The sequence below is a fragment of the Streptomyces sp. NPDC002754 genome (assembly GCF_053592315.1).
In genome coordinates, this window is the sequence record NZ_JBSFVM010000019.1 from 19,453 (window position 1) to 39,531 (window position 20,079).

The 20,079-nt window shown below is 68.9% G+C and carries 24 protein-coding genes; 7 read left to right on the forward strand and 17 right to left on the reverse strand.

All coding sequences use genetic code 11. From position 1 onward, the window contains the following. Window positions 1-53: 53 nt before the first annotated feature. The 11 genes from ACWD2L_RS28770 to ACWD2L_RS28820 all read right to left on the reverse strand — a co-directional run bounded on the left by ACWD2L_RS28770 (window position 54) and on the right by ACWD2L_RS28820 (window position 6,506). Entirely contained in the window at window positions 54-1,223 is a 1,170-nt protein-coding gene (locus tag ACWD2L_RS28770; RefSeq protein ID WP_351341429.1) for a tyrosine-type recombinase/integrase, read from the reverse strand. Beyond that, window positions 1,223-1,423, reverse strand: a complete 201-nt coding sequence (locus ACWD2L_RS28775; RefSeq protein WP_351341432.1) for an excisionase family DNA-binding protein — start codon at window positions 1,421-1,423, stop codon at window positions 1,223-1,225. Before ACWD2L_RS28775 ends, ACWD2L_RS28770 begins: the two co-directional genes overlap by 1 nt. Then, window positions 1,420-2,757: a replication initiator protein RepSA gene (gene repSA / locus ACWD2L_RS28780; protein WP_451192244.1), complete on the reverse strand. Its 1,338-nt coding sequence runs from the start codon at window positions 2,755-2,757 to the stop codon at window positions 1,420-1,422. The genes ACWD2L_RS28775 and repSA overlap by 4 nt, the downstream gene beginning before the upstream one ends. A 50-nt stretch (window positions 2,758-2,807) precedes the next feature. Next, on the reverse strand, window positions 2,808-2,996 hold the full coding sequence (locus ACWD2L_RS28785; RefSeq protein ID WP_351341436.1) for a hypothetical protein: 189 nt from the start codon (window positions 2,994-2,996) through the stop codon (window positions 2,808-2,810). An 87-nt stretch (window positions 2,997-3,083) separates the two neighbouring features. Beyond that, window positions 3,084-3,398, reverse strand: coding sequence for a SpdD-like protein (locus tag ACWD2L_RS28790; protein WP_351341439.1), 315 nt, complete (start codon window positions 3,396-3,398; stop codon window positions 3,084-3,086). Window positions 3,399-3,421: 23 nt separating this feature from the next. Further along, window positions 3,422-3,580: a hypothetical protein gene (locus ACWD2L_RS28795; RefSeq protein ID WP_351341442.1), complete on the reverse strand. Its 159-nt coding sequence runs from the start codon at window positions 3,578-3,580 to the stop codon at window positions 3,422-3,424. Window positions 3,581-3,591: 11 nt separating this feature from the next. Continuing rightward, on the reverse strand, window positions 3,592-3,783 hold the full coding sequence (locus ACWD2L_RS28800) for a mobile element transfer protein (protein ID WP_351341445.1): 192 nt from the start codon (window positions 3,781-3,783) through the stop codon (window positions 3,592-3,594). Window positions 3,784-3,805: 22 nt separating this feature from the next. Further along, window positions 3,806-4,444 carry a DUF2637 domain-containing protein gene (locus tag ACWD2L_RS28805; RefSeq protein ID WP_351341448.1) on the reverse strand — a complete coding sequence of 213 codons (639 nt, stop codon included), beginning with the start codon at window positions 4,442-4,444 and terminating at the stop codon, window positions 3,806-3,808. Between the two features lie 78 nt (window positions 4,445-4,522). Beyond that, a complete protein-coding gene (locus tag ACWD2L_RS28810; protein WP_351341451.1) occupies window positions 4,523-4,702 on the reverse strand; it encodes a hypothetical protein in 180 nt (59 codons plus the stop codon). An 85-nt stretch (window positions 4,703-4,787) separates the two neighbouring features. Beyond that, on the reverse strand, window positions 4,788-6,146 hold the full coding sequence (locus ACWD2L_RS28815) for an FtsK/SpoIIIE domain-containing protein (RefSeq protein WP_351341453.1): 1,359 nt from the start codon (window positions 6,144-6,146) through the stop codon (window positions 4,788-4,790). Between the two features lie 3 nt (window positions 6,147-6,149). Further along, on the reverse strand, window positions 6,150-6,506 hold the full coding sequence (locus ACWD2L_RS28820; protein WP_351341456.1) for an SCO3933 family regulatory protein: 357 nt from the start codon (window positions 6,504-6,506) through the stop codon (window positions 6,150-6,152). Between the two features lie 181 nt (window positions 6,507-6,687). On the opposite strand from ACWD2L_RS28820, the gene ACWD2L_RS28825 reads away from it, so the two are divergent. Together ACWD2L_RS28825 and ACWD2L_RS28830 are read left to right on the forward strand one after the other, a co-directional pair. Further along, the gene (locus ACWD2L_RS28825) at window positions 6,688-7,419 is read left to right on the forward strand and encodes an XRE family transcriptional regulator (RefSeq protein WP_351341458.1); all 732 of its coding nucleotides are present in this window, start codon (window positions 6,688-6,690) and stop codon (window positions 7,417-7,419) included. A gap of 35 nt (window positions 7,420-7,454) precedes the next feature. After that, complete coding sequence (locus ACWD2L_RS28830; protein WP_351341460.1) at window positions 7,455-7,925, forward strand: NUDIX hydrolase; 471 nt, start codon at window positions 7,455-7,457, stop codon at window positions 7,923-7,925. Here the strand turns inward: ACWD2L_RS28830 and ACWD2L_RS28835 are convergent, their stop codons facing one another. The 3 genes from ACWD2L_RS28835 to ACWD2L_RS28845 form a co-directional block, all read right to left on the reverse strand. Continuing rightward, window positions 7,926-8,477: an HD domain-containing protein gene (locus ACWD2L_RS28835; RefSeq protein WP_351341462.1), complete on the reverse strand. Its 552-nt coding sequence runs from the start codon at window positions 8,475-8,477 to the stop codon at window positions 7,926-7,928. 227 nt (window positions 8,478-8,704) lie between these two features. Further along, window positions 8,705-8,875, reverse strand: coding sequence for a hypothetical protein (locus ACWD2L_RS28840; protein ID WP_351341464.1), 171 nt, complete (start codon window positions 8,873-8,875; stop codon window positions 8,705-8,707). A 1,003-nt stretch (window positions 8,876-9,878) separates the two neighbouring features. Next, the gene (locus ACWD2L_RS28845) at window positions 9,879-10,073 is read right to left on the reverse strand and encodes a hypothetical protein (RefSeq protein ID WP_326022563.1); all 195 of its coding nucleotides are present in this window, start codon (window positions 10,071-10,073) and stop codon (window positions 9,879-9,881) included. Between the two features lie 509 nt (window positions 10,074-10,582). Here ACWD2L_RS28845 and ACWD2L_RS28850 point away from each other — a divergent pair. From ACWD2L_RS28850 to ACWD2L_RS28860, 3 genes are all read left to right on the forward strand, one after another. After that, window positions 10,583-11,746 (forward strand): acyltransferase family protein, encoded by a 1,164-nt coding sequence (locus tag ACWD2L_RS28850; RefSeq protein ID WP_351341467.1) that lies wholly within the window; start codon window positions 10,583-10,585, stop codon window positions 11,744-11,746. Between the two features lie 69 nt (window positions 11,747-11,815). Further along, window positions 11,816-12,610, forward strand: a complete 795-nt coding sequence (locus ACWD2L_RS28855; RefSeq protein ID WP_351341469.1) for an SDR family NAD(P)-dependent oxidoreductase — start codon at window positions 11,816-11,818, stop codon at window positions 12,608-12,610. Between the two features lie 310 nt (window positions 12,611-12,920). Then, window positions 12,921-14,102 carry a cation:proton antiporter gene (locus ACWD2L_RS28860; protein WP_351345835.1) on the forward strand — a complete coding sequence of 394 codons (1,182 nt, stop codon included), beginning with the start codon at window positions 12,921-12,923 and terminating at the stop codon, window positions 14,100-14,102. Between the two features lie 49 nt (window positions 14,103-14,151). Here the strand turns inward: ACWD2L_RS28860 and ACWD2L_RS28865 are convergent, their stop codons facing one another. Then, entirely contained in the window at window positions 14,152-15,324 is a 1,173-nt protein-coding gene (locus tag ACWD2L_RS28865; RefSeq protein WP_351345838.1) for a PP2C family protein-serine/threonine phosphatase, read from the reverse strand. Window positions 15,325-15,475: 151 nt separating this feature from the next. Here ACWD2L_RS28865 and ACWD2L_RS28870 point away from each other — a divergent pair, with 151 nt between their 5' ends. Next, entirely contained in the window at window positions 15,476-16,708 is a 1,233-nt protein-coding gene (locus ACWD2L_RS28870; RefSeq protein WP_351345841.1) for a GNAT family N-acetyltransferase, read from the forward strand. A gap of 4 nt (window positions 16,709-16,712) precedes the next feature. Here the strand turns inward: ACWD2L_RS28870 and ACWD2L_RS28875 are convergent, their stop codons facing one another. Together ACWD2L_RS28875 and ACWD2L_RS28880 are read right to left on the reverse strand one after the other, a co-directional pair. Next, window positions 16,713-17,531, reverse strand: coding sequence for an Fpg/Nei family DNA glycosylase (locus ACWD2L_RS28875; RefSeq protein ID WP_351345844.1), 819 nt, complete (start codon window positions 17,529-17,531; stop codon window positions 16,713-16,715). Window positions 17,532-17,864: 333 nt separating this feature from the next. Then, a complete protein-coding gene (locus ACWD2L_RS28880) occupies window positions 17,865-18,353 on the reverse strand; it encodes a ribose-5-phosphate isomerase (protein ID WP_351344308.1) in 489 nt (162 codons plus the stop codon). Between the two features lie 162 nt (window positions 18,354-18,515). Here ACWD2L_RS28880 and ACWD2L_RS28885 point away from each other — a divergent pair, with 162 nt between their 5' ends. Then, a complete protein-coding gene (locus ACWD2L_RS28885) occupies window positions 18,516-19,943 on the forward strand; it encodes an amino acid permease (protein ID WP_351344305.1) in 1,428 nt (475 codons plus the stop codon). Window positions 19,944-20,079: the final 136 nt, after the last annotated feature.

The following is a 20,079-nucleotide window of genomic DNA, read 5'->3' on the forward strand; positions in this document are numbered from 1 at the left end:
CAGGTCAGAGGCGCTTTCCTCTGCCTGGCCTTGATCGTTTCCGAGGGGCCCGTTCAGTCCTCCGTGTCCCCCGCGTGCCCCTTGCGCTTTCGATCTTTCTTCTTCTTGGACTTCTTGCCGCTCTTCCGGCCCTTCTTCACGATCTCGCTCACGGCGTCCGCGATCAGCCGGTCACGGTCAGCACTGGCGTGCTGATAGATCAGTGCGGCCCGGGTCGTGCTGTGTCCCATGCGGGCCATGAGTTCCCGCGTGCTCGCGCCGGTCGAGGCTGCGAGGGTGTTGCCCGTGTGGCGGAGATCATGGAAGTGCAAGCCCTTGATCTCGGCGTCTTCGCAGGCCGCATGCCACAGCTTGTTGAAGTGGTTCCGCCGCGGGGTCCCGCCCTTGACGCCGATGAAGACCCGACCGTCGGCGCCCGGCTCCGCGTACTGCCCGAGGTGAAGGCGGATCTCCGCGAGGATCACGACCGGGATCCCAACCGTGCGCTTGCCCGCAGCGCTCTTGGGTGCCTTGATCTCCTGCTGTCCGTTGAACAGCTCAGCGACCGAGCGCCGGACCCGTACCGTGCGGTGCTCCAGGTCGATGTCACGGCGATGCAGGCCGACCAGCTCTCCCCAGCGCAGACCGAGGAAGCCAGCCATGAGGACGAGCGCCCGGTAGCGCGGCTGGATCGCGTCGGCGAGCGCGTAGACCTCTTCCACAGTGGCCGTCGGCCGCTCCGGGGTGTGCACGGTGCTTGCCCCCTTGATCTGGCACGGGTTCCGCCTGATCATCTGGTCTGCCACGGCCGTGCCCAGGATCGAGCGGAGCAGCGCGTACGCCTTGGCGACCGTGGTCGGGCCCGTCCCGGACGCAAGCTTGTCGGCACGCCAGCTCCGAACGAGTGCGGGCGAGATCGCCGCCACGTTGACGAGGCCGAAGGCGGGTTCGAGGTGGTGCTTCAGGAGCGAGCCGTAGAGCTGTCGCGTGGTGCTCGTGATCTCCCGTTCCTTGATCCACGCTGTGGCGTACGGACCGAAAGGGACCTTCCCGGCGTCCGGGTCGTGCCAGTCGCCGCGGCGTAGCTCTGCCTGTTTGTCGGCGAGCCAGTCGTCGGCGTCCTTCTTGGTGCGGAAGGTCTCAGGCGCCGGACGGAGCTGCCCGTCAGGTGCCAGGTAGCGAGCCTGGTAGCGGCCGGACTGGAGCTTGCGGACACGGCCGAACCCTCGACGTTTGCCGGGCATCAGGCAGCCACCCCCAGCCGGCGACGAGGCTCCACCGTGTGCGCGCTGATGTAGTCGCGTACGGCGCTCTCAGGGATGCGGACGTGTCGGCCGACCTTGACGTACTTGATCCGACGTTCCTCGATCAGGCGCCGCGGAAAACGAACGGTCGTGCCGAGGAGTTCGGCGACCTGGACGACGCTGAGGTATCGATCATTCATGCTGCGACTCCTTCCGAGGCGCGTTGGTCTTGCAGGGCTTCGCGTGCTGTCTCGCGGTTCAGTTGGAGGTCTCGGGCGATCGACGCGGCGAGGGCTGACTCGCCCGGCGTGTGGCCGTGCCCGGCGTACTGCCAGTCAGCGAGCACGAGCACCGTGTCCGGCTCGTAGTCGGGCAGGCCGAGGGCTTCGCGTTCTTGGGCGGCTCTGAAGTCGGCGCGGGCCTGGCGGAGTTCGCCGAGCGTGGTCGAGTACCGGCGCGACTTGGAGGAGAAGTGGCCGCGGAAGCCGAGCATGTGCGCCCAGGCCCAGAGGCGGCGGTCCGGGTAGAGCGGATCGAGCAGCTTGCACGCTTTGATCAGACGGCGGGCATGGTCGGGCACGCCGTGACGATCGAGTTCGGCCAGCTCCCCGATCCGGCGGTCGAGGGTGCCCGTGTTCTCTGCCGCCTTGGTGGCGTACTTGGCGACGTAGGAGGCGACTGCCTGCTCTGTGATCTCGGAGCCGTTCCCGAACGCTTTGACCGGGCGGACATCGAGCTGTTGGCCCCAGCGGAAGGTGCGGGCCGGTTGGCCGTCGGCGGCCGGAAGGCTGACGCTCGTGTAGGCGTGCAGTGCCGCGGCCCGGATCACGTCATCGAGCAGGCCGACGCTGGCCCAGGAGGGAGGCGGGGTGCCGGGCCCGTCCGGTCCGTCGAGGCGAATCACGGCGTGGAAGTGGATCGCACCACGCTTCTGGAATTCGGCGACCTTGCCGTACGAGACGCGGGCAGTGTCAGCGAGTTCCCGTTGTGTGATCCCGGCACGAGCCGCGATCTCACGGCGCAGCCGGTTGACGAACCGCATCCACAGCTCGCTGGACAGGTTGTTGAAGAGGACCGCGCCCGCGTAGTCGTAGGTTGCCGGATTGAGCGCCGTGCCGAGGGCCGGATCGTCCGGGGCATGGCGGGCGCCGCAGCGGCAGGTTCCTCGGTCCGGCCGGTTGTGGACCGGGCCGAAGGACGGCGCCGTCAGGGTGGCGAAGACGCGCGGGTGATCGCGGACCGTGGGCGCAAGGTCCCGGCGGTCGTCGCCGACGAGACCGGCACGGATCAGGTGGTAGGTGTCTCCGGCGTAGGTCCAGGCGCAGGCCGGGCAGCGGGAGGCCCGGCGGTTGCCACAGGCGACGCGGAGGCGCCCACCCGGCTCGGTCTCGGTCGAGTAGTGGTGCAGGGTCTCACCGGTCGTCTTGTCCTTGGTCAGCGTCCATCCGGTCAGGTGGATGGGGTTGGCGCAGCCGCCGGTTCGGCGGATCTGGTCTTGCCAGCGGTCGAAGCCGTCGGACCCGGCCACCCGCATCAAGTCGCCGAGGGTGGTCGGGTCGAGGCCCGCGAAGGTCGCGGAGTCGGTCACGCGGCCACCTTCCGGACAGCGAGGGCCGGGCGGAGGGAACCGGAGCCCTTGCAGGTGTGGCAGGTGACTGTGACGACGGGCAGGTTCCCGCGGTTGTCGCGGCCGAGGCCGGAGGATACGGCGACGAGGGGGAAGCCGTCGCAGTTCGGGCAGACCCGTCCCAGGTGGCGGATGCGGTCGGTCATGATGAAGGTTCCTTCCGGATCTTTGGTTCGGACAGGGACGGCGCCCGGGCGGCGGAGACTTGGTGGTTGAGGCCGCCCGGGGGCCGGTCAGCGGTGCTTGTGCTCGGAGGCGATGAGCGAGCGGACGACCAGCGCGACGATCGCGAGCGAGCCCGCGGTGACCGCAACGGCGAGGAGCATCGAGACGAGGACGGTTCCGACGACGAGGACCGCCGCGGTACCGCCGCCGACGAGCAGGGCCAGGGCGCCGGGGGTGAGCTGGACCGTCGGCCGAGTCGGCATGGGGGCCGGGGCGTACGGCTCGGGGGTGTGGTGCGGGACGACGCTCGTCGGCTCGACCACGGCGGGCGGGGTGACGTACCCCGTAGGTGCGGGCATGGTCGGGATCTTCGGACGGAGCATGGTGGATCTCCTTTCAGGGCGGGCTACTTGTTGACGGCTGTGTCGATGACCGGGGAAAGCAGGCTGTCGGCGAGGAGGTAGCCGCCGAGCAACAGCAGGGCGATCAACCACCACGGCGGGCGGATGAGCCGGATGCCGACGAGTCCGACGCACGCGACGAAGAACCACAGCGGTACGTCCATGACTGGGCTCCTCAGCGGACCTTGCAGCGGTGGGTACGGGCAGCGAGCTGGGCGGCGGACTGGCTGCCGTAGTCGGCGGACCAGCCGCAGCGCTCGGAGGTGCACACGGCCGCGTGCTTGGTGTGGCCGTGCCGGTCGCGGTGGGTGCCGATCCGCACAGGGCCGATACTCATCACGGAGTGGAAGAAGTCGCGGGCAGGCATGACGATCGGTTCTCCTTGTCAGTCAGGTGAGTTGAGCGGCGATCGCGTCGGCCATCGGAGCCGGGACGCCGAGGCGGGCGCGCAGGGTGTCGGTGTCGATCGAGGCGCCGGTTCGGGCGCGGTGGTCGTCGGCGACCTTGCGGGCGTGGTCGACCAGCGCGGCAGGCACCTCAGGGACGGTCGGCGATTCGGGCAGAGCCGGGGCCGCATCAGGAGCGGAGACCGGTTCGGGGGCCGGGGCTGCGGGCGCCGGCGGAACCGGCACCCGGTCCCCGGCCGCGGTGTCGGCGGGCGACCGCACGGTTGCCGAGTGAGCGAGGAGCGTGCCGCCGAGGAACGCGAGAGCGGGCCATCCGGCGACCCCGAAACGCAGCCAAGCGGGCGGGTGAGCGAGATCGAGGAATCCTGCGGTGGCGACGTTGGCGCCGAGCGAGGCGACCAGCGCGACCAGGAACCAGCTCCACGCCAGGCGCGAGGGCCCGTCGGCCCGCAGCCGCCGCCATGCCGCAACCAACAGCAGGTCGACCGAGATCGGGTAGGCCCATGCCTTCCAGCCGTCTTGTCCGGCCGCGGCGGCAAGGTCGTGCAGGTGGGCGAAGGACAGCGCACCGGCGATCACGGCTTGTACGAGTACGGCATCCAGACGGATCGAGCGGAGCATGTCTTCACCTCCTTCAGGGAGTTGGGGCCAGGGCCGGGCGGGGCTCACGGAGTCCGGCCGCCCGGTCCCGGCAGGTGTTCAGTCGGTGGCTTCGCCGGAGCCGAAGCAGGCCAGGCACATGCCGGTCTGCTGGTGATCGGTGGTCCGCTGCTTGCGTCCGCCGACCCGGACCGCGGTCGAGATCTCTCCGGAGCCCTTGCAGGTCTTGCACTTCGGCGGGGTCGCGGCCTTGCGGGCGGGGCTCTTGCGTGTGGCCATGGGTGGTGCTCCTTCCGGTGATCAGGCATGGGCGGGGTAGGGACGTGGCGCGAGGCGGTCGCGCCGACCGGAGTACGAGGAGGGGTCAGGCAGCCGTCGCGGCGGACTTCTCGACAGCCGGAGCCGGGACCGGCTTCAGGTGCGGCAGCGCAGGCCGGAATGGCGCCAGCTCGGGCAGGTCCGGGGTGCGCTCGGCGTACCGGTTGCAGACGTTCACGGCCTTGCGCAGCGAGGTGTACGGCGCCCGGATGCGGGACCAACCGCCGGTCGAGTCGCCGGAGATCGCGACGCCGTGTGCATCGGCGGGGATGGAGATCGCGGCGAGTACGGCGTCCGGGGCGATGTCCCCGAAGGCCATGTTCGCGCTCGTCTCGTCATTGACGCGGTGTGCGGTCCGCCCGGTGAGCTGGGCGCGCAGCATCGTGATGCCCTTGCCCAGCTCCGAGCCGAAGCGTTGCCCGCAGATCTCCAGATAGACACCGGCCGCACGGCCGAGCTGGGCCAGGCGGACCAGGGACGTGATGATCCGATCGCGACGCTTCTCCTCTGCCCTGCTGGCGTACAGGGCGAGTTCGGCCACCTCGTCGACGAGGACGACGATCGGGACCGGGCGCAGGTCCTCGGGCAGGTCCCAGATGTCCGCGGCGATCTCCGCATCCGGGATCGCGGACGCGACACCTTGGTGTGCGCGGATGATCTGGTAGACGCCCTCCATGTGGTCAACGAGTGCGTCGAGGAGATCGGCCGCGGTATCGGGGTTGTCAGCCAGCGCCGAGAACCGGCGGGCAAGCGGGAACAGCTCGACTCCCTGTTTGCAGTCGATGCCGACCAGCGCCACATCACGCGAGGCGAGTTCGGTCACCAAGTTGCGCAGGTAGACGGACTTGCCGGACTCCGTGGCGCCGATCGTCAGGCCGTGCGGGATGGCCCGGAAGTCGCGGTAATGCACCGCGCCGTCTTCGCGCAGGGCGACCGGGATGCGCATCGGTGCCGGGTCTGTCAGGGCGGGCATCTGCACCCGCTTGAGCACGTCATAGCCGGTCATCCGCAGCTCGACGACGCCCGAGCGCAGTTCGCGCGAGGTGACGCCGTACATCGCGAACGAATGCCGCAGCCGGTCCGTGGACGCGGCCACATCGAAGGCGTCCTGTCCAGGTCGCAGCCCCAGCCGCAAGACAAGGCCGGTCCGTGTCGGACGGACACGCAGGATGCGCGGGGCCCGCGGACCGGGCATCTCCCGATGGGTCAGCCTGGCCAGACGCAGCCGCCAGCGAGCGGGCGGGACGGTCAGGCCACAGGCGTCCATGACCGAGCCGTACCGGACCAGGACGCGCAGCACGGCGAGGGTGACCCCGAAGGTCAGCCAGTACCAGGCGGGGCGCCGCCACCGCAGGAGACCCGCGGCAGCAACGACCAGCAACACGACGGCGAGCAGCCATGTCATGGCTCAGGCCGCCTTCGGCTTCGAGGCACCCGCGGCGAGCGAGGTGACGGCGACCGCGCGGAAGGAGATCCCGTGCCGCGTGCCGTTACCGAAGTCGTTCTCCCACGGACGAGCGATCAGCCCGGTCAGCGCGACCGGCGTCCCCATCACCAGCTCACCGGAGATGCCCGGCTCAGGAACGGTGACGGGAAGGATCTCCACCTCATCGTTGGAGGAGAACATGACCTCCACGGTCATCAGCGAAGCGCCGGACTCGATGTCCGTGGCGATCTCACCGGTACGGCGGTCCTTGACCTTGGGCTGCGGAGGCTTGGCCACCATCACGACGGCGGCGGAAGTGTCGACGGGAATCTGACGCATCGTCTCTTCTCCTGATCTTGCGGGGAATTGACCCGCTGTTCGGCGGTGAGACCAGGAGACTCCCGAAGGGGGTGGACGGAGCACCGACCCTATGGACCTTTGGGGACGTCTTCGGTATCGTCGAAAACGTCCCAGCGTCCCAACACGCCGCCAAACAGGGCGAGTTAGAGGGAGCGGCATCATGGCGAACGACCGACTGCGCTCAGCGATCTCCGCGAAGGGCGAGACCATCCAGACCCTTGCCGATCACGTCGGCATCGACCCCAAGAGTGTCGAGCGGTGGATCTCCAAGGACCGGACGCCGCACCGGACTCACCGCTGGAAGGCGGCGCAGTACCTCGGAGCGGATGAGGTCTACCTGTGGCCCGCGGTCGAGAAGCAGGCGGACACGGCCAGCGCATCAGAGCTGATCACGTACTACCCGCACCGGGGAGCAGTTCCGGCGAACCTGTGGGACTACCTCATCGAGAACGCCACGAGCCACGTCGAGATCCTCGTGTACGCGGGACTCTTCCTCTTCGACGGGCACCCGGACCTGGCCGACCAGTTGGCCGAGAAGGCTGGATCAGGAACCGAGGTTCGCATCCTTCTTGGCGACCCCGACGCACCAATGATCAAGCAGCGCGGGGAAGAGGAAGGGATCGGGGACGGCTTGGCGGCCCGGGCCCGGATCACGCGCCAGTACCTCGAACCGGCGATGAACGTCCCCGGCGTCGAGGTCAGGCTTCACGACACGATCCTGTACAACTCGATCTACCGGTTCGACGACGACGTGTTGGTGAACCCGCACGTTCTCGGAGCGCCAGCCGGACAGAACCCGGTCATGCACTTCCGGTACCTGCCCGGAGCCCGGACCTTCCGGCACTACATGAAGAGCTTTGACTACGCGTGGGAACGAGGGCGCCCAGCGTAGAGCGGTCAGCCAGCCCGGCATGCGACGCTGAGAGCATGGCCCGCATCGACTACGTGAATGATCCGAACGCCCCGAAGGCGAACAGCATCGTCCCCTCGGTGGTCGCTGTTGCCGTCAACGAGGCCGGAGAAGTCCTGCTGATCCACAAGACCGACAACGACCTGTGGGCACTCCCCGGCGGGGGCGTCGAAGTCGGCGAGTCGGTTGCCGACGCCGCCGTACGCGAGACCAAGGAAGAAACCGGGTTCGACGTCGAAGTGACGGGGCTGACCGGCCTCTACACCGACCCCGGTCACGTCATGGCGTACGACGACGGAGAGGTACGCCAACAGTTCTCGATCTGCTTCACCGCCCGCATCGTCGGCGGCGAGCCCCGAACGAGCAGTGAGAGCAAGGAAGTCGCGTTCGTCGCACCGGATCGGTTGGGTGAGCTCAGCATCCATCCGTCCATGCGGATGCGAATCGAACACGGCTTGTCCAACCGGCCCGCTCCCTACATCGGTTGATCAACCACGGAGCCGGGCACGCGTGCGCTCGACAGCCCCACTCAGGTACGGGCGAGCCTTGCTGATCGCGGTGTGCACGACGCTGCCCGCCTCGTACCGATCAAGGATCTCGTCCATACGACGATCAAAGTCGAAGGACTGCCCGGCGGGGCCAGTCGTCATGTCGGCGTAGATCAGCGCATCGAGGAGCGGCGAGTCCTCACGCTCATACACGGCCAACTCGGCGGACATGCCGCGCTGCTCTGCCTCGTACACAGCTCCGGAATGGTGAGCAACCAGCCGCACGAGCCGGTCGGGAGCGCCGAGGGAGGCCAGGTGCCGGGCCCCGTCAATGGGGTGAAACCCAGTCCCGCGCAACTCTGGGGCATACCCGATGTCATGCAGCCAGGCAGAGGCGACGAGGAGATCACGTTCCGCCTCAGGTACAGCCGCCGAAGCCTCGCGCGCCCGGGCTGCAACAGCCTGTGTGTGCAGCCAACGATTCCCGAGCGGGGGCAGCAGAGACTCAGCCAGTTCGGCCGCTCCCTGAGGCGTATCCAGTGCAAGAGGCATGATTCGCACCGTAGCCGAATCAGCAGGCCGCCCAACAGGGTGAAGCCGGTCGTTCCGGATCACCACGAGCGCGGTGGAACTTTCCCTACTTCATCAAGGCCCGCGCACGGCGCGGGCGCGCGCCGCCTTGCGGCGCGGACGGCCTCCTTGTCTTCGCCACCGGCCGGCCGCGCCCGGCGGCGCGCTCGCGTGCGATGCGGGCGAAGGGGAAACCCGGCTCTTCGTGACTAACCGTCGTCGCCGTCGTCGTACCCCGGAAAGAGCCGCGTGCCGATCCAACCGCCACCGATGAAGCCCAGAATCCCGGCCACGACGGCGCCGAAGCCGGAGCCCGCGCCGCCCAGCTTCCACACCACGACCGCAGCTCCGAGCGCGCACACCACAGCAAGGACAGCCACTGGCGGGCGCGTCCATCTGTCGTGGTGCTGGATAGGGCCGTTCATGTTCATGCCTCCACGGTGACACGAGCACTCGGCGATGCGGGAGAGACCAAGGTCACTGGTCACGGTCAAAGACGATGCCTCCGGCGGGGGCGCTCCGGCACCGGGGGCCGGGGGAACGCTGCCGGGTGCGGATCCGCGGGTGGTTGCGTGAAGGGTTCCCATCCCGTCCGCCGTCGACCCAGGCAAAGCCGAGCAGACGTGGCCCATGGCGTCCAGGTCGTTCGTACAGTGGCGCGCTCCACCTGGACGCCATGAACCACGCCCGCTCCACTGCGTGTGGGTCGACGGCGGACGGGATGGGAACCGGGAACCGCTGTGGTCAAGAAGGCGCCGACGGTCCGGGCGGTTTGTGGGGAAAGGCCCAAGGTCCCTACACGCTGTCGGTGACCATGCCGCACCCTGGACTAGATGAGCAGCGGCGGAGGGCCCCACAGGCCAGTTTCAGGCGAGGAGTTCATCGCAGTGTGCTTCGGCCTGTGCGCCTTCCTGCCCCCGCTACTGGTGGGAATCATCACAGGTGCGGCGGTGGACTCCGGCCTTGTGCCCATAGGCGGAGCCATAGGCGGACCCACAGGCGGAGCCATAGGCTCTGCGCTCGTGACCGGTTGCATCAGCTACAAACTCGCACTCCGGCTGGAACGGCGCATGGAGAAGTCGATGGAGCGGCAGATGCGCGAAGACGGAGACGAAGCCCCCTAGATCGTCCGTGTCCCTCACGTGCCCGATGGACCGGCACGCGCCGGGGAACCACGGGGACTACCGGCGAGCGCTACGAGAACGCACAGGTCAGCATCTTGCCTGGTCAGGCCGGGTGCGCGTACGCGATCTTCCAAACTAGCTACGCGGGTTCGATTCCCGTCGCCCGCTCTTGTGAAAAGCCTCCGGCCCGGATCCACTCCTCGTGGACCGGGCCGGAGGCTTTTTCGCGGGCCTCCGCCGGGTGTCCTGACAGGGGCCTTCAGAAATGGATCGCGCTGACACTGTCCGCGACCGAGTTGAGGAAGTTGTTGATCGCAGGCGCCATTCCGGTCGATGCGAGGAAGAAGCCGAAGAGCACCGCGACTATGGCGGGCCCCGCCTTGATCGAGCCGCCGCGCATGAGGACGACGAGGACGATCGCCAACAACAGCACCACTGACAGCGAAATGGCCACACTGATCACACCCTAGGTCGGTCCGCTCTCCCGGCCCGGGGGGTTCAGCCCCACCCCCCGCCAGAACCATCGTGCCACCAACCCGGCACCTGTATGCGGCCCGTGACGCATCGTCGGCCACGTACCGGCGGGTTTCGGCTTGATCGTTTCTATCGCCCCGCGTCCCCCACGCGCGCGCCGCCCTCGCGGCCTGCAGGCTTCTCTCAGTTTCCCCTTGGTTTGCACACAGGAAAATCAAGGAAATGCGATGTCCAATTACTGACCAAGCCGCACGGGACGAATCGGTCATTTCACCTAGGGCGGGCAAACCGATGGGGCACAACCGCACAAACTCCATGCCGACTTCCGCACAAACGGGGTACCTGGAAACGCCGAGGAGGAATCGAATCGATGGTTTTACGAAATCACAGCGGCCGCACTAAGGTGCCTCAGATGTTCCACGCTGCCATCGTCCCCACCGGCGCAGTGCGGCCCTCCACGTTCTCCCCGAGTTCCTGGTGGGAGGGCCCGTGACCAACTCGCTGCACCCGCAGGGCTCGCACCGCACCCCGCTGCCACCGGCCGCGCGGCCCGCGGCGGATGTCACTCCGCAGAAGACCCAGCAGACACCGGCCCCCGCTCCGGCCGAAGCCCCCGTCAAGCCCAAGCAGCGCGACGCGTTCTTCGACAACGCCAAATACCTGGCCATCGTCTTCGTCGCGATGGGCCACTCCTGGGAGCCCCTGACGGGCGGCAGCCGTACCGCCGAAGCGCTGTACGAGATCGTCTACACGTTCCACATGCCGGCGTTCATCATCATCTCCGGCTATTTCTCGCGCAGCTTCGACATGCGGCCCGACCGGCTGCGACGGCTCATCACCGGCGTCGCCGTGCCCTACGTGATCTTCGAGGTCGCGTACAGCCTCTTCAAGAGGTGGGCCGACGACGACCCCACACATCCGATCAGCCTGCTCGACCCATGGTTTCTGACCTGGTTCCTCGTCGCGCTGTTCATCTGGCGGCTCACCACGCCGCTGTGGAAGATCGTCCGCTGGCCGATCCCGCTCTCCATCGCGATCGCCGTGCTCGCCGCGGTCTCCCCCGACATCGGCGACGACCTGGACCTGCAGCGCGTGCTGCAGTTCCTGCCGTTCTTCGTGCTCGGCCTGTTCCTGAAGCCCGAGCACTTCCAGCTCGTGCGGCGGCGCGAGGTGCGGATCCTGTCCGTGCCGATCGCGGCCTGCGCCTTCCCGCTCGCCTACTGGGCGGCTCCGCGCATGACGTCGGTGTGGTTCTACCACCGCGACAGCGCGCAGGAGCTGGGCGTCCCGTGGTGGGTCGGCGTCGTCATGACGCTCGCCCTGTTCGGCTGCTCGATCGTGCTCACCGCGTGCTTCTTCTCGTGGGTGCCGGGGCGGAAGACGTGGTTCACGGTGCTCGGCGCCGGGACGCTGTACGGCTACCTGCTGCACGGGTTCCTGGCGAAGGGCTCGCGGTTCTGGGGCTGGTTCGACGCGGACTGGGTGCACACCCCGTACGGCGAGGTCGCCGTCACGCTCATCGCGGGCGCGGTCGTCACCGCCCTGTGCACGCCACCGGTGCAGCGGGCCTTCCGTTTCGCCATGGAGCCGAGGATGCCGTGGGCGTTCAAGAAGGACGCCACCGAGACGGCGCGGGCCAGGCAGCGGGCCTGACGTGGTTCGGGTAAGGGTGGGACCGGGGGCCCCGACCACTCTCACCCGAACCGCGAGGAGCCCGGCCTCATGCAGATCAACCTGACGGGACGCACCGCCCTGGTCACCGGATCCACCCAGGGCATCGGCGCCGCCATCGCGACGGGTCTGGCCCGGTCCGGGGCCCGCGTCGGCGTCAACGGCCGGACCCGGGAGCGCGTGGACGAGGCCGTGGCCCGGATCAGAGCCGACGTACCCGGCGCCGGCCTGGTGCCGGTCGCGGCCGACGTCACCACGGAGGACGGCCTGCGGGACGCCGCCGCGGCGCTCCCCCACATCGACATCCTGGTCAACAACCTGGGCATCTTCGGCTCCGCCGACCCCCTGAAGATCACCGACGCGGAGTGGCGCCGCTACTTCGAGGTCAACGTGCTGTCCGCGGTCCGGCTGATCCGGCACTATCTGCCCGGCATGACCGAGCGTGGCTGGGGCCGGATCCAGAACATCGCGAGCGACTCGGCCGTGGTGATCCCCGCCGAGATGATCCACTACGGGATGTCCAAGACGGCGCTGCTCTCGGTGACCCGCGGCTTCGCGAAGCAGGCCGCCGGCAGCGGTGTGACCGTCAACTCCGTCATCGCGGGTCCCACCCACACGGGCGGTGTCGAGGACTTCGTCTACGAGTTGGTCGACCGCGAGCTGCCCTGGGACGAGGCGCAGCGCGCCTTTATGCGCGAGCACCGCCCGCAGTCCCTGCTGCAACGGCTCATCGAGCCGGAGGAGATCGCGAACATGGTGGTCTACCTGGCCTCCGGCCAGTCGAGCGCCACGACCGGCGGTGCTCTGCGGGTGGACGGCGGTTACGTGGACTCGATCCTGCCGTAGGCCTGCGGCCAGGCAGCTCAGGCCTTCACGCAAGCCGGCGCCGCGCCGTCCCTCCGCCCACGGGGCTCCGCCCCGGACCCCGCGCCTCAATCGCCGGCGGGGCTTGATTTATCAAGCCCCGCCGGCGATTGAGGCGATCGTACGGGCGCCCTCTCACACGGCCCCGGATACCCCCCTCAGGTCCTTTGGTAAGCTAAGTATTGACGTTTTCTTGACGCTCTCTTGACCAAAGCCTCTGGTCGGTCCTGACGACCGGGCTTCAAGACCAAGGAGGAACGGGCCCATCGGACACGCGGACACCTTGATCGCCATGGGCGGTGCCTTTCTCGCGGCAGCCGTCCTCGCCCGCCTGGGAGGGCGGATAGGCCTCCCCACCATTCCCCTGTTCATCCTGGCCGGGATCCTGCTCGGCCCCCACACGCCGGGCGTCGTGCTGCTCTCCGACCCGCACGACCTGGAGATGCTCTCCGCGCTCGGCCTCGTACTGCTGCTCTTCTATCTCGGCCTCGAGTTCCACATGGACGATCTGAAGACCGGCGGCCGCAAGATGGCCGTCGCCGGAGGGACGTACCTCGCGCTGAACGTCGGCGCCGGCCTCGGTTTCGGATTCGCCCTCGGCTGGGGCACATCCGAAGCTCTGGTCCTCGCCGGGGTGCTCGGCATCTCGTCGTCCGCGATCGTCACCAAGGTGCTCGTGGACACCGGCCGGCTCGGGAACCCCGAGACCAAGCCGATCCTCGGGATCATCGTCGTCGAGGACATCTTCCTCGCCCTGTATCTGGCCGCCCTGCAACCGATCCTGTCCGGCGCGGACTCGCTCGGGGCCGCCGTGCTCGACGGCGGCAAGGCCTTCGGGTTCCTGCTGCTGCTCGCCCTCGCGGCGCGCTTCGGGACGCGGATCGTCGGCATGCTCTTCAACACCAAGGACGACGAGCTGCTCGTCATCTCCTTCCTCGGCACCGCCGTCTTCGTGGCCGGGGTCTCCGAGTGGTTCGGTGTCGCCGACGCCATCGGCGCGTTCATGGTCGGCCTGATGCTCGGCTCGACCGCTTCCGGCGAGCGGATCCGCACGCTGGTGCACCCGCTGCGGGACGCCTTCGGGGCGATCTTCTTCTTCGGGTTCGGGCTCTCCATCGACCCCGGTGACCTGCCGTCCGTGGTGTGGCCGGTGCTCGCCGCGGTCGCGCTGACGCTCGTCATGAACGTGCTCGCCGGAATCGGCGGCGCGAAGATCTACGGGTTCGGGTCCGGGCCCGCGGCGAACATCGCGACCACGTTGCTGGCGCGCGGCGAGTTCGCGCTGATCCTCGCCACGATGGCCGCGGGGGCGGGGCTCGACGAACGCCTCTCGCCGTTCATCGCGGGATACGTGCTGCTGCTCGCGGTGCTCGGCCCGATGGCCGCGGGCCGCTCCGAATGGCTGGCCCGGATCCTGCCGGTCAAGGAACGGGCGCCCCTGACCGAGGAACCACGGGTCGGCGCCGGGGTATAGCGGCCGGGAGTGCCGGGGCCCGTGGGACCCCTTGGGCCCCTTGGGCCCCTTAAGCGTCCCGGCAGATCAGCAGCAGCGCCCGGTCGTCGTTGACATCCTTGGCCACCGCCTCGATGAGGTGCCAGGCCGCACCGTGGAAGCCGCCGGTCACATACCGGTCGGCTTCCCCGGTGAGGCGGTCCATGCCCTCGCTGATGTCCCGCTCGGAGGTCTCGACGAGGCCGTCCGTGAACAGCATCAGCACGTCGCCGGGGCGCAAGGTGCCCTTCGTGGCGTCGAATTCGGCCCCGTCGTAGACGCCGAGGAGCGGGCCCTCGGCCGCCTTCTCCTCCCAGCGCCCGGTGCCCGCGCTGAGTTGCAGGCCCGGCGGGTGGCCCGCGGAGTACAGCTCGTAGTCCCCCGATTCGAGGTCCAGGACAAGGTGGATCGAGGTCGCGAAGCCCTCGTCCCAGTCCTGGCGGAGCAGATAGCCGTTCGCCGCGGGCAGGAAGGCGTGCGGCGGCAGCGAGCCGAGCAGACCGCTGAAGGCGCCGGCCAGTAGCAGTGCACGCGAGGCCGCGTCCATGCCCTTGCCCGACACGTCCGTGAGGACGACCTCAAGGGTGCGGCCGTTGTTCGTACGCGCCGCCACCACGAAGTCGCCGGAGAACGACTGGCCGCCCGCCGGGCGCAGCGCCATCTCACGGTGCCAGCCCTGCGGCAGCTTGGGCAGCCGGCTCTGCGTGCGGATCCGCTCGCGCAGGTCGAAGAGCATCGTTCCGCCACGCCGCCAGGGCACGCCCACCCGGCTGCGGAACTGGGCGATGAGCAGGCCGAAGAACCCGCAGGCCGCGACCGTGAGCACGGTGCCGGGCGTGACGCCTGCCGCGCGCTGTGTGTAGGGGCCGAGCTGGAACGATTCGACGATCAGCGCAGCGGCCGCCGCCGCGTACAGGCCGAGCAGGCTGGCGGGGCGCAGCAGCAGGCCACCCGCGACGATCGGCAGGACGAGGATGGCGGGCGCGCACCACACCGGGTTGAGGATGGTGGCGCAGGCGATCACCGGGATGGTGATGAGCAGTCCGACGAGCGCGATCCAGTCCGAGCCGTCCCCGCGGAAGTAGTCCACTCCGGATTTGCGCACGGCTGTGCGGACCCGGTGTACGCGCATTCTCAACCGGGCCGGGAACGTATCGGCCTCCGCGCGCTGTGCGCGCCCGCGCCGCTCTCGTCGTACCGCCATTGTTCGTGGACCCTATCCACCGGGTCGGGACCTGTGCACGGGAGGTCCCACTTGTCCCCCTTTCCGGGCACGCCTGTCAGCCCCGGTACAGGCCCCGCCGCGGGCGGTAAATTCCCTCGCCCGCCGCTGCCCGCCCTGGTAGGGATGGCATATGACGACCGATCTGCGCACCTTGCGGGACAGCGAGTGGAACGACTGGTACGGGAAGCTGGAGCGGGCCTTCGGCGGAGTGGCCGAGGCACCGGAGGAGCGCGAGCTCTACCGGGAGCTGACCGCCCTGGACCGCTCGCTCGGAGTCTGGGACGGGGCGGAGTGCGTGGGCACGGCGGGGTCCTTCCCCTTCCGCGTCGCGGTGCCGGGCGGGGCCTTCGTGACCGCGGCGGGCGTGACCATGGTCAGCGTCGCCGCGACGCACCGCAGGCGCGGCATCCTGACCGAAATGATGCGCCGTCAACTCGACGACGTACGCGGGTGGGGCGAGCCTCTCGCGGTCCTCACGGCGTCCGAACCCGTGATCTACGGACGGTTCGGCTACGGAACCGGGACCCGCAAGGCCACGGTGCGCGTCGAGTCGCAGCGGGTGCGCGTCGACGCGCCCGCCGAGGCCGACGACGTGCGGCTTCGGTACGTGGAGGTGGCGGAGGCCGCCGAGCGCTGCGAGGCCGTGTATCTGCGGACCGTGGGGACGCGGCCCGGGATGCTCGCCCGGTTGCCCGGCTGGGAGCGACTGCCGCTGCTCGACCCCGAGCGGGAGCGGGGCGGGGCGTCGCCGCTGCAGTGCGTAGTCGCTGAACTGGGCGGGGAGACGGTCGGGTTCGCGCGTTTCCACGTGAAGCCGGAGTCCGCGCACGGGCTGGATCAAAGCACTGTCATGGTGCGCGAGGTGACCGCGGTCGAGCCCGCGGCGTACGCGGCGCTGTGGCGGTTCCTGTGCTCCATCGACCTGACGGAGACCGTGGAGTGCGAGAACCTTCCGGTGGACGACCCGCTGTTCTCGCTGGTCTCCGACATCCGGCGGTGCGACGTACGGGTGCGTGACTCGATGCACGTACGTCTGGTGGATGTGGGCGGAGCCCTCGAAGCTCGTACGTATCTCAGGCCCGTGGACGTCGTGTTCGAGGTGCGGGACGCCTTCTGCCCCTGGAACGAGGGGCGTTGGCGGCTCACGGGTGACGCGAAGGGCGGCGCGTCCTGCAAGCGGACCGAGGAGCCGGCCGATCTCGCCCTGTCCGTACGGGAGTTGGGCGCGGCCTATCTCGGTGACGTGTCACTGCTGGAGCTGGCCGGGGCCGGGCGGGTGCGGGAGCTGCGGCCGGGGGCGCTCGCGGAGGCGTCGGTGGCGTTCGGCTCGGCTGTCGCGCCGTGGCTGCCGCACGGGTTTTAGCGATTCAGCGGGGCGGCTGGCACGTCGGGCACCAGAAGAGGTTGCGGGCCGCCAGTTCCGCGCTGCGGATCTCGGTGCCGCACAGGTGGCAGGGCTGCGGGGCGCGCCGATAGACGTAGACCTCGCCGCCGTGGTCGTCGACGCGCGGGGGCCGGTTCATCGCCTCGGGGGTGTGCTCGGGGCGGACGGTGTCGATGCGGTTGGCGCGGACGCCGTCGTGCATGAGCCCCACCAAGTCGTCCCAGATGGCGGCGAGTTGGGGGCCCGTGAGGTTCTTGCCGGGGGTGTACGGGTCGATGCCGTGCCGGAAGAGGACCTCGGCGCGGTAGACATTGCCGACGCCCGCGATGATCTTCTGGTCCATGAGGAGCGCGGCGATGGTGGTGCGGCTGCGGGAGATCCGCTCGTACGCCCGGGTGGGGTCCTCGCCCTCGCGCAGCGGGTCCGGGCCGAGGCGGTCGTGTATCGCCTGCTTCTCGGCGTCCGTGATGAGCGCGCAGGTGGTGGGGCCGCGGAGGTCCGCGTAGTGGGTGTCGTTCGCGAGGCGGAGGCGGACGGTGTCCGTGGGGGGCGGGGCGGGGGTTCTGCCGAAGGTGTACTTGCCGAAGAGGCCGAGGTGGATGTGGATCCAGGTGTCGTCGCCGGCGCCGAAGCCGAGGAAGAGGTGCTTGCCGTGGGCGTCGGTTCGGGTCAGTTCTTGGCCGGTGACGAGCGCTGCCGCGTCGGAGAACTTGCCCTGGGGGCTGGTTGTGGTGGCCTCGCGGCCGGCGAATTTCTCGGCGTGGTCCTGGGCGAGGCGGTGGATGGTGTGACCCTCGGGCACGCCACCGTTCCTTTCGGGTAACCGTGGTTGACGTCACGGGGCTCCGCCCCGGACCCCGCTGCTCAATCGCCGCAGGGGCTTAAAAGATTCGCCTCAATCGCCGGCGGGGCTTGATAGATAAGCCTGCGGCGGGGCTTGATAGATCAACCTGCGGCGGGGCTTGATGGATCAAGCCCCGCCGGCGATCGACAGATCAAGTCCCGCGGCGCTTGGCGTTTCAAGAGCCGCGGGAGTTGGCATTTCACGAGCCGCGGGAGTTGGTATTTAAAGCCCCTGCGGCGATTGAGCAGCGGGGTCCGGGGCGGAGCCCCGAGGCGTCTAGCGCGGGTGGGGTCAGTCCTGCTGGGGGTGGTGGGGCGGGATCGCGGGGAGGACGCCGGAGGACTCGTAGGCCGACAGCATGTCGATGCGGCGCTGGTGGCGCTCCTCGTGCGAGTAGGCCGTCGAGAGGAAGATCTCGACGAACTTCGTCGCCTCGGCCTCCGTGTGCATCCGCCCACCGATGGAAACCACATTCGCGTTGTTGTGCTCACGGCCGAGCGCAGCGGTCTGCTCGCTCCAGGCGAGGGCCGCACGGACACCCTTCACCTTGTTCGCGGCGATCTGCTCACCGTTGCCCGAGCCGCCGATCACGACGCCGAGGGCGTCGGGGTCCGCCGCCGTCCGCTCCGCGGCGCGGAGGCAGAACGGCGGGTAGTCGTCCTGGGCGTCATAGATGTGGGGCCCGCAGTCGACGGGCTCGTGGCCGTGGGCCTTGAGCCATTCGACCAGGTGGTTCTTGAGTTCGTAGCCGGCATGATCCGAGCCGAGGTACACGCGCATGGGTCCGAGTGTGGCACGACACGCGCCGGGTAGCCGCGTCCGGGTGCCCGCCGCGCCCCTGGTCGTGCCCTTGACAACGATCCGGACTCAAAGCTTCCACCCGAGCCCCCGGGTGCGTTGAATGCGGACGCACGTTTACCGCGCAAACGTAAGGACCCGTGCATGACCACGCAGTCGTCCCCCACCACCGGGGCCCCATCCTCCGGTACGCCGCCCACCGGCGGCGAAGGTGACGGGCTCAAGGCAGGGCTGAAGAACCGGCACCTGTCCATGATCGCCATCGGCGGTGTCATCGGCGCCGGCCTGTTCGTCGGCTCCGGCTCCGGCATCGCCGCCGCGGGACCCGCCATCCTCGTCTCGTACGCCCTCGTCGGCGCGATGGTGGTCTTCGTGATGCGGATGCTGGGCGAGATGGCCGCCGCGCGGCCCTCGTCCGGTTCCTTCTCCGCCTACGCCGACCAGGCGCTCGGCCGCTGGGCCGGTTTCTCCATCGGCTGGCTCTACTGGTTCTTCTGGGTCGTGGTGCTCGCCGTGGAGGCGACCGCCGGCGCGAAGATCCTCAACAACTGGATACCCGGCGTCCCGCAGTGGGGGTGGGCGCTGATCGTGATGGTCGTGCTCACCGTCGTGAACCTCGCGGCCGTCGGCTCGTACGGAGAGTTCGAGTTCTGGTTCGCCGGGATCAAGGTCGTCGCGATCGCGGCGTTCGTGATCGTCGGGCTGCTCGCCGTGTTCGGGGTGCTGCCGGGGTCGGACAACCCGGGCAGCGGTCTCGGGCATCTCACCGATTCCGGTGGCTTCTTCCCGAAGGGGCCCGGCGCGATCCTCACCGGTGTCCTGATGGTCGTCTTCTCCTTCATGGGCTCCGAGATCGTCACGCTCGCCGCCGGTGAGTCCGAGAACCCGCAGAAGGCGGTCACCAGGGCCACGAACTCCGTGATCTGGCGTATCGCCATCTTCTACCTGGGCTCGATCTTCGTCGTGCTCACGCTGCTGCCGTGGAACGATCCGTCGATCGTCAAGGAGGGGTCCTATGTGGCCGCTCTGAACTCCATCGGCATTCCGCACGCCGGGCAGGTCATGGACGTCATCGTGCTGACCGCGGTGCTGTCGTGTCTGAACTCGGGGCTGTACACCGCTTCCCGTATGGCCTTCTCGCTCGGGCAGCGCGGTGACGCGCCGAAGGCGTTCGCGAAGACCACGTCGCGGGGTGTGCCGCGGGTCGCGATCCTCGGGTCCGTCGTCTTCGGGTTCCTCGCGGTCTGGTTCAACTACCAGTGGCCGGACACCGTCTTCAACTTCCTGCTGAACTCCTCCGGAGCCGTCGCGTTGTTCGTGTGGCTCGTCATCTGTTTCACGCAGTTGAAGATGCGGGGGATGATTCTGCGGGATCAGCCGGAGAAGCTGGTCGTCAAGATGTGGCTGTTCCCGTATCTGACGTGGGCGACGATCGCGGCGATTTCGTTTGTGCTGGTGTACATGTTGACGGATGACGCGGGGCGGGAGCAGGTTCTGCTGTCGTTGCTCGTTGCGGCGTTTGTGGTTGTGGTTGCGCTTGTGCGCGAGAAGGTGCAGCGGCGGAACGCTTGAGTGGTGCGGTGGTCCGGGGTTGACGTCTCGGGGCGCTGCCCCGGACCCCGCTGCTCAATCGCCGCAGGGGCTTGATTGGCCCATCCGCCGCGGGGCTTGAAAGACCTGCTCAATCGCCGCAGGGGCTTGATTTGGT

What these genes read in the sequence shown, in the direction of transcription:
- ACWD2L_RS28770 (WP_351341429.1), bottom strand. Translation starts at nt 1,223, where the DNA reads ATGCCCGGCAAACGTCGAGGGTTCGGCCGTGTCCGCAAGCTCCAGTCC.
- ACWD2L_RS28775 (WP_351341432.1), bottom strand. Translation starts at nt 1,423, where the DNA reads ATGAATGATCGATACCTCAGCGTCGTCCAGGTCGCCGAACTCCTCGGC.
- repSA (WP_451192244.1), bottom strand. Translation starts at nt 2,757, where the DNA reads ATGCGGGTGGCCGGGTCCGACGGCTTCGACCGCTGGCAAGACCAGATC.
- ACWD2L_RS28785 (WP_351341436.1), bottom strand. Translation starts at nt 2,996, where the DNA reads ATGACCGACCGCATCCGCCACCTGGGACGGGTCTGCCCGAACTGCGAC.
- ACWD2L_RS28790 (WP_351341439.1), bottom strand. Translation starts at nt 3,398, where the DNA reads ATGCTCCGTCCGAAGATCCCGACCATGCCCGCACCTACGGGGTACGTC.
- ACWD2L_RS28795 (WP_351341442.1), bottom strand. Translation starts at nt 3,580, where the DNA reads ATGGACGTACCGCTGTGGTTCTTCGTCGCGTGCGTCGGACTCGTCGGC.
- ACWD2L_RS28800 (WP_351341445.1), bottom strand. Translation starts at nt 3,783, where the DNA reads ATGCCTGCCCGCGACTTCTTCCACTCCGTGATGAGTATCGGCCCTGTG.
- ACWD2L_RS28805 (WP_351341448.1), bottom strand. Translation starts at nt 4,444, where the DNA reads ATGCTCCGCTCGATCCGTCTGGATGCCGTACTCGTACAAGCCGTGATC.
- ACWD2L_RS28810 (WP_351341451.1), bottom strand. Translation starts at nt 4,702, where the DNA reads ATGGCCACACGCAAGAGCCCCGCCCGCAAGGCCGCGACCCCGCCGAAG.
- ACWD2L_RS28815 (WP_351341453.1), bottom strand. Translation starts at nt 6,146, where the DNA reads ATGACATGGCTGCTCGCCGTCGTGTTGCTGGTCGTTGCTGCCGCGGGT.
- ACWD2L_RS28820 (WP_351341456.1), bottom strand. Translation starts at nt 6,506, where the DNA reads ATGCGTCAGATTCCCGTCGACACTTCCGCCGCCGTCGTGATGGTGGCC.
- ACWD2L_RS28825 (WP_351341458.1), top strand. Translation starts at nt 6,688, where the DNA reads ATGGCGAACGACCGACTGCGCTCAGCGATCTCCGCGAAGGGCGAGACC.
- ACWD2L_RS28830 (WP_351341460.1), top strand. Translation starts at nt 7,455, where the DNA reads ATGGCCCGCATCGACTACGTGAATGATCCGAACGCCCCGAAGGCGAAC.
- ACWD2L_RS28835 (WP_351341462.1), bottom strand. Translation starts at nt 8,477, where the DNA reads ATGCCTCTTGCACTGGATACGCCTCAGGGAGCGGCCGAACTGGCTGAG.
- ACWD2L_RS28855 (WP_351341469.1), top strand. Translation starts at nt 11,816, where the DNA reads ATGCAGATCAACCTGACGGGACGCACCGCCCTGGTCACCGGATCCACC.
- ACWD2L_RS28860 (WP_351345835.1), top strand. Translation starts at nt 12,921, where the DNA reads ATGGGCGGTGCCTTTCTCGCGGCAGCCGTCCTCGCCCGCCTGGGAGGG.
- ACWD2L_RS28865 (WP_351345838.1), bottom strand. Translation starts at nt 15,324, where the DNA reads ATGGCGGTACGACGAGAGCGGCGCGGGCGCGCACAGCGCGCGGAGGCC.
- ACWD2L_RS28870 (WP_351345841.1), top strand. Translation starts at nt 15,476, where the DNA reads ATGACGACCGATCTGCGCACCTTGCGGGACAGCGAGTGGAACGACTGG.
- ACWD2L_RS28880 (WP_351344308.1), bottom strand. Translation starts at nt 18,353, where the DNA reads ATGCGCGTGTACCTCGGCTCGGATCATGCCGGCTACGAACTCAAGAAC.
- ACWD2L_RS28885 (WP_351344305.1), top strand. Translation starts at nt 18,516, where the DNA reads ATGACCACGCAGTCGTCCCCCACCACCGGGGCCCCATCCTCCGGTACG.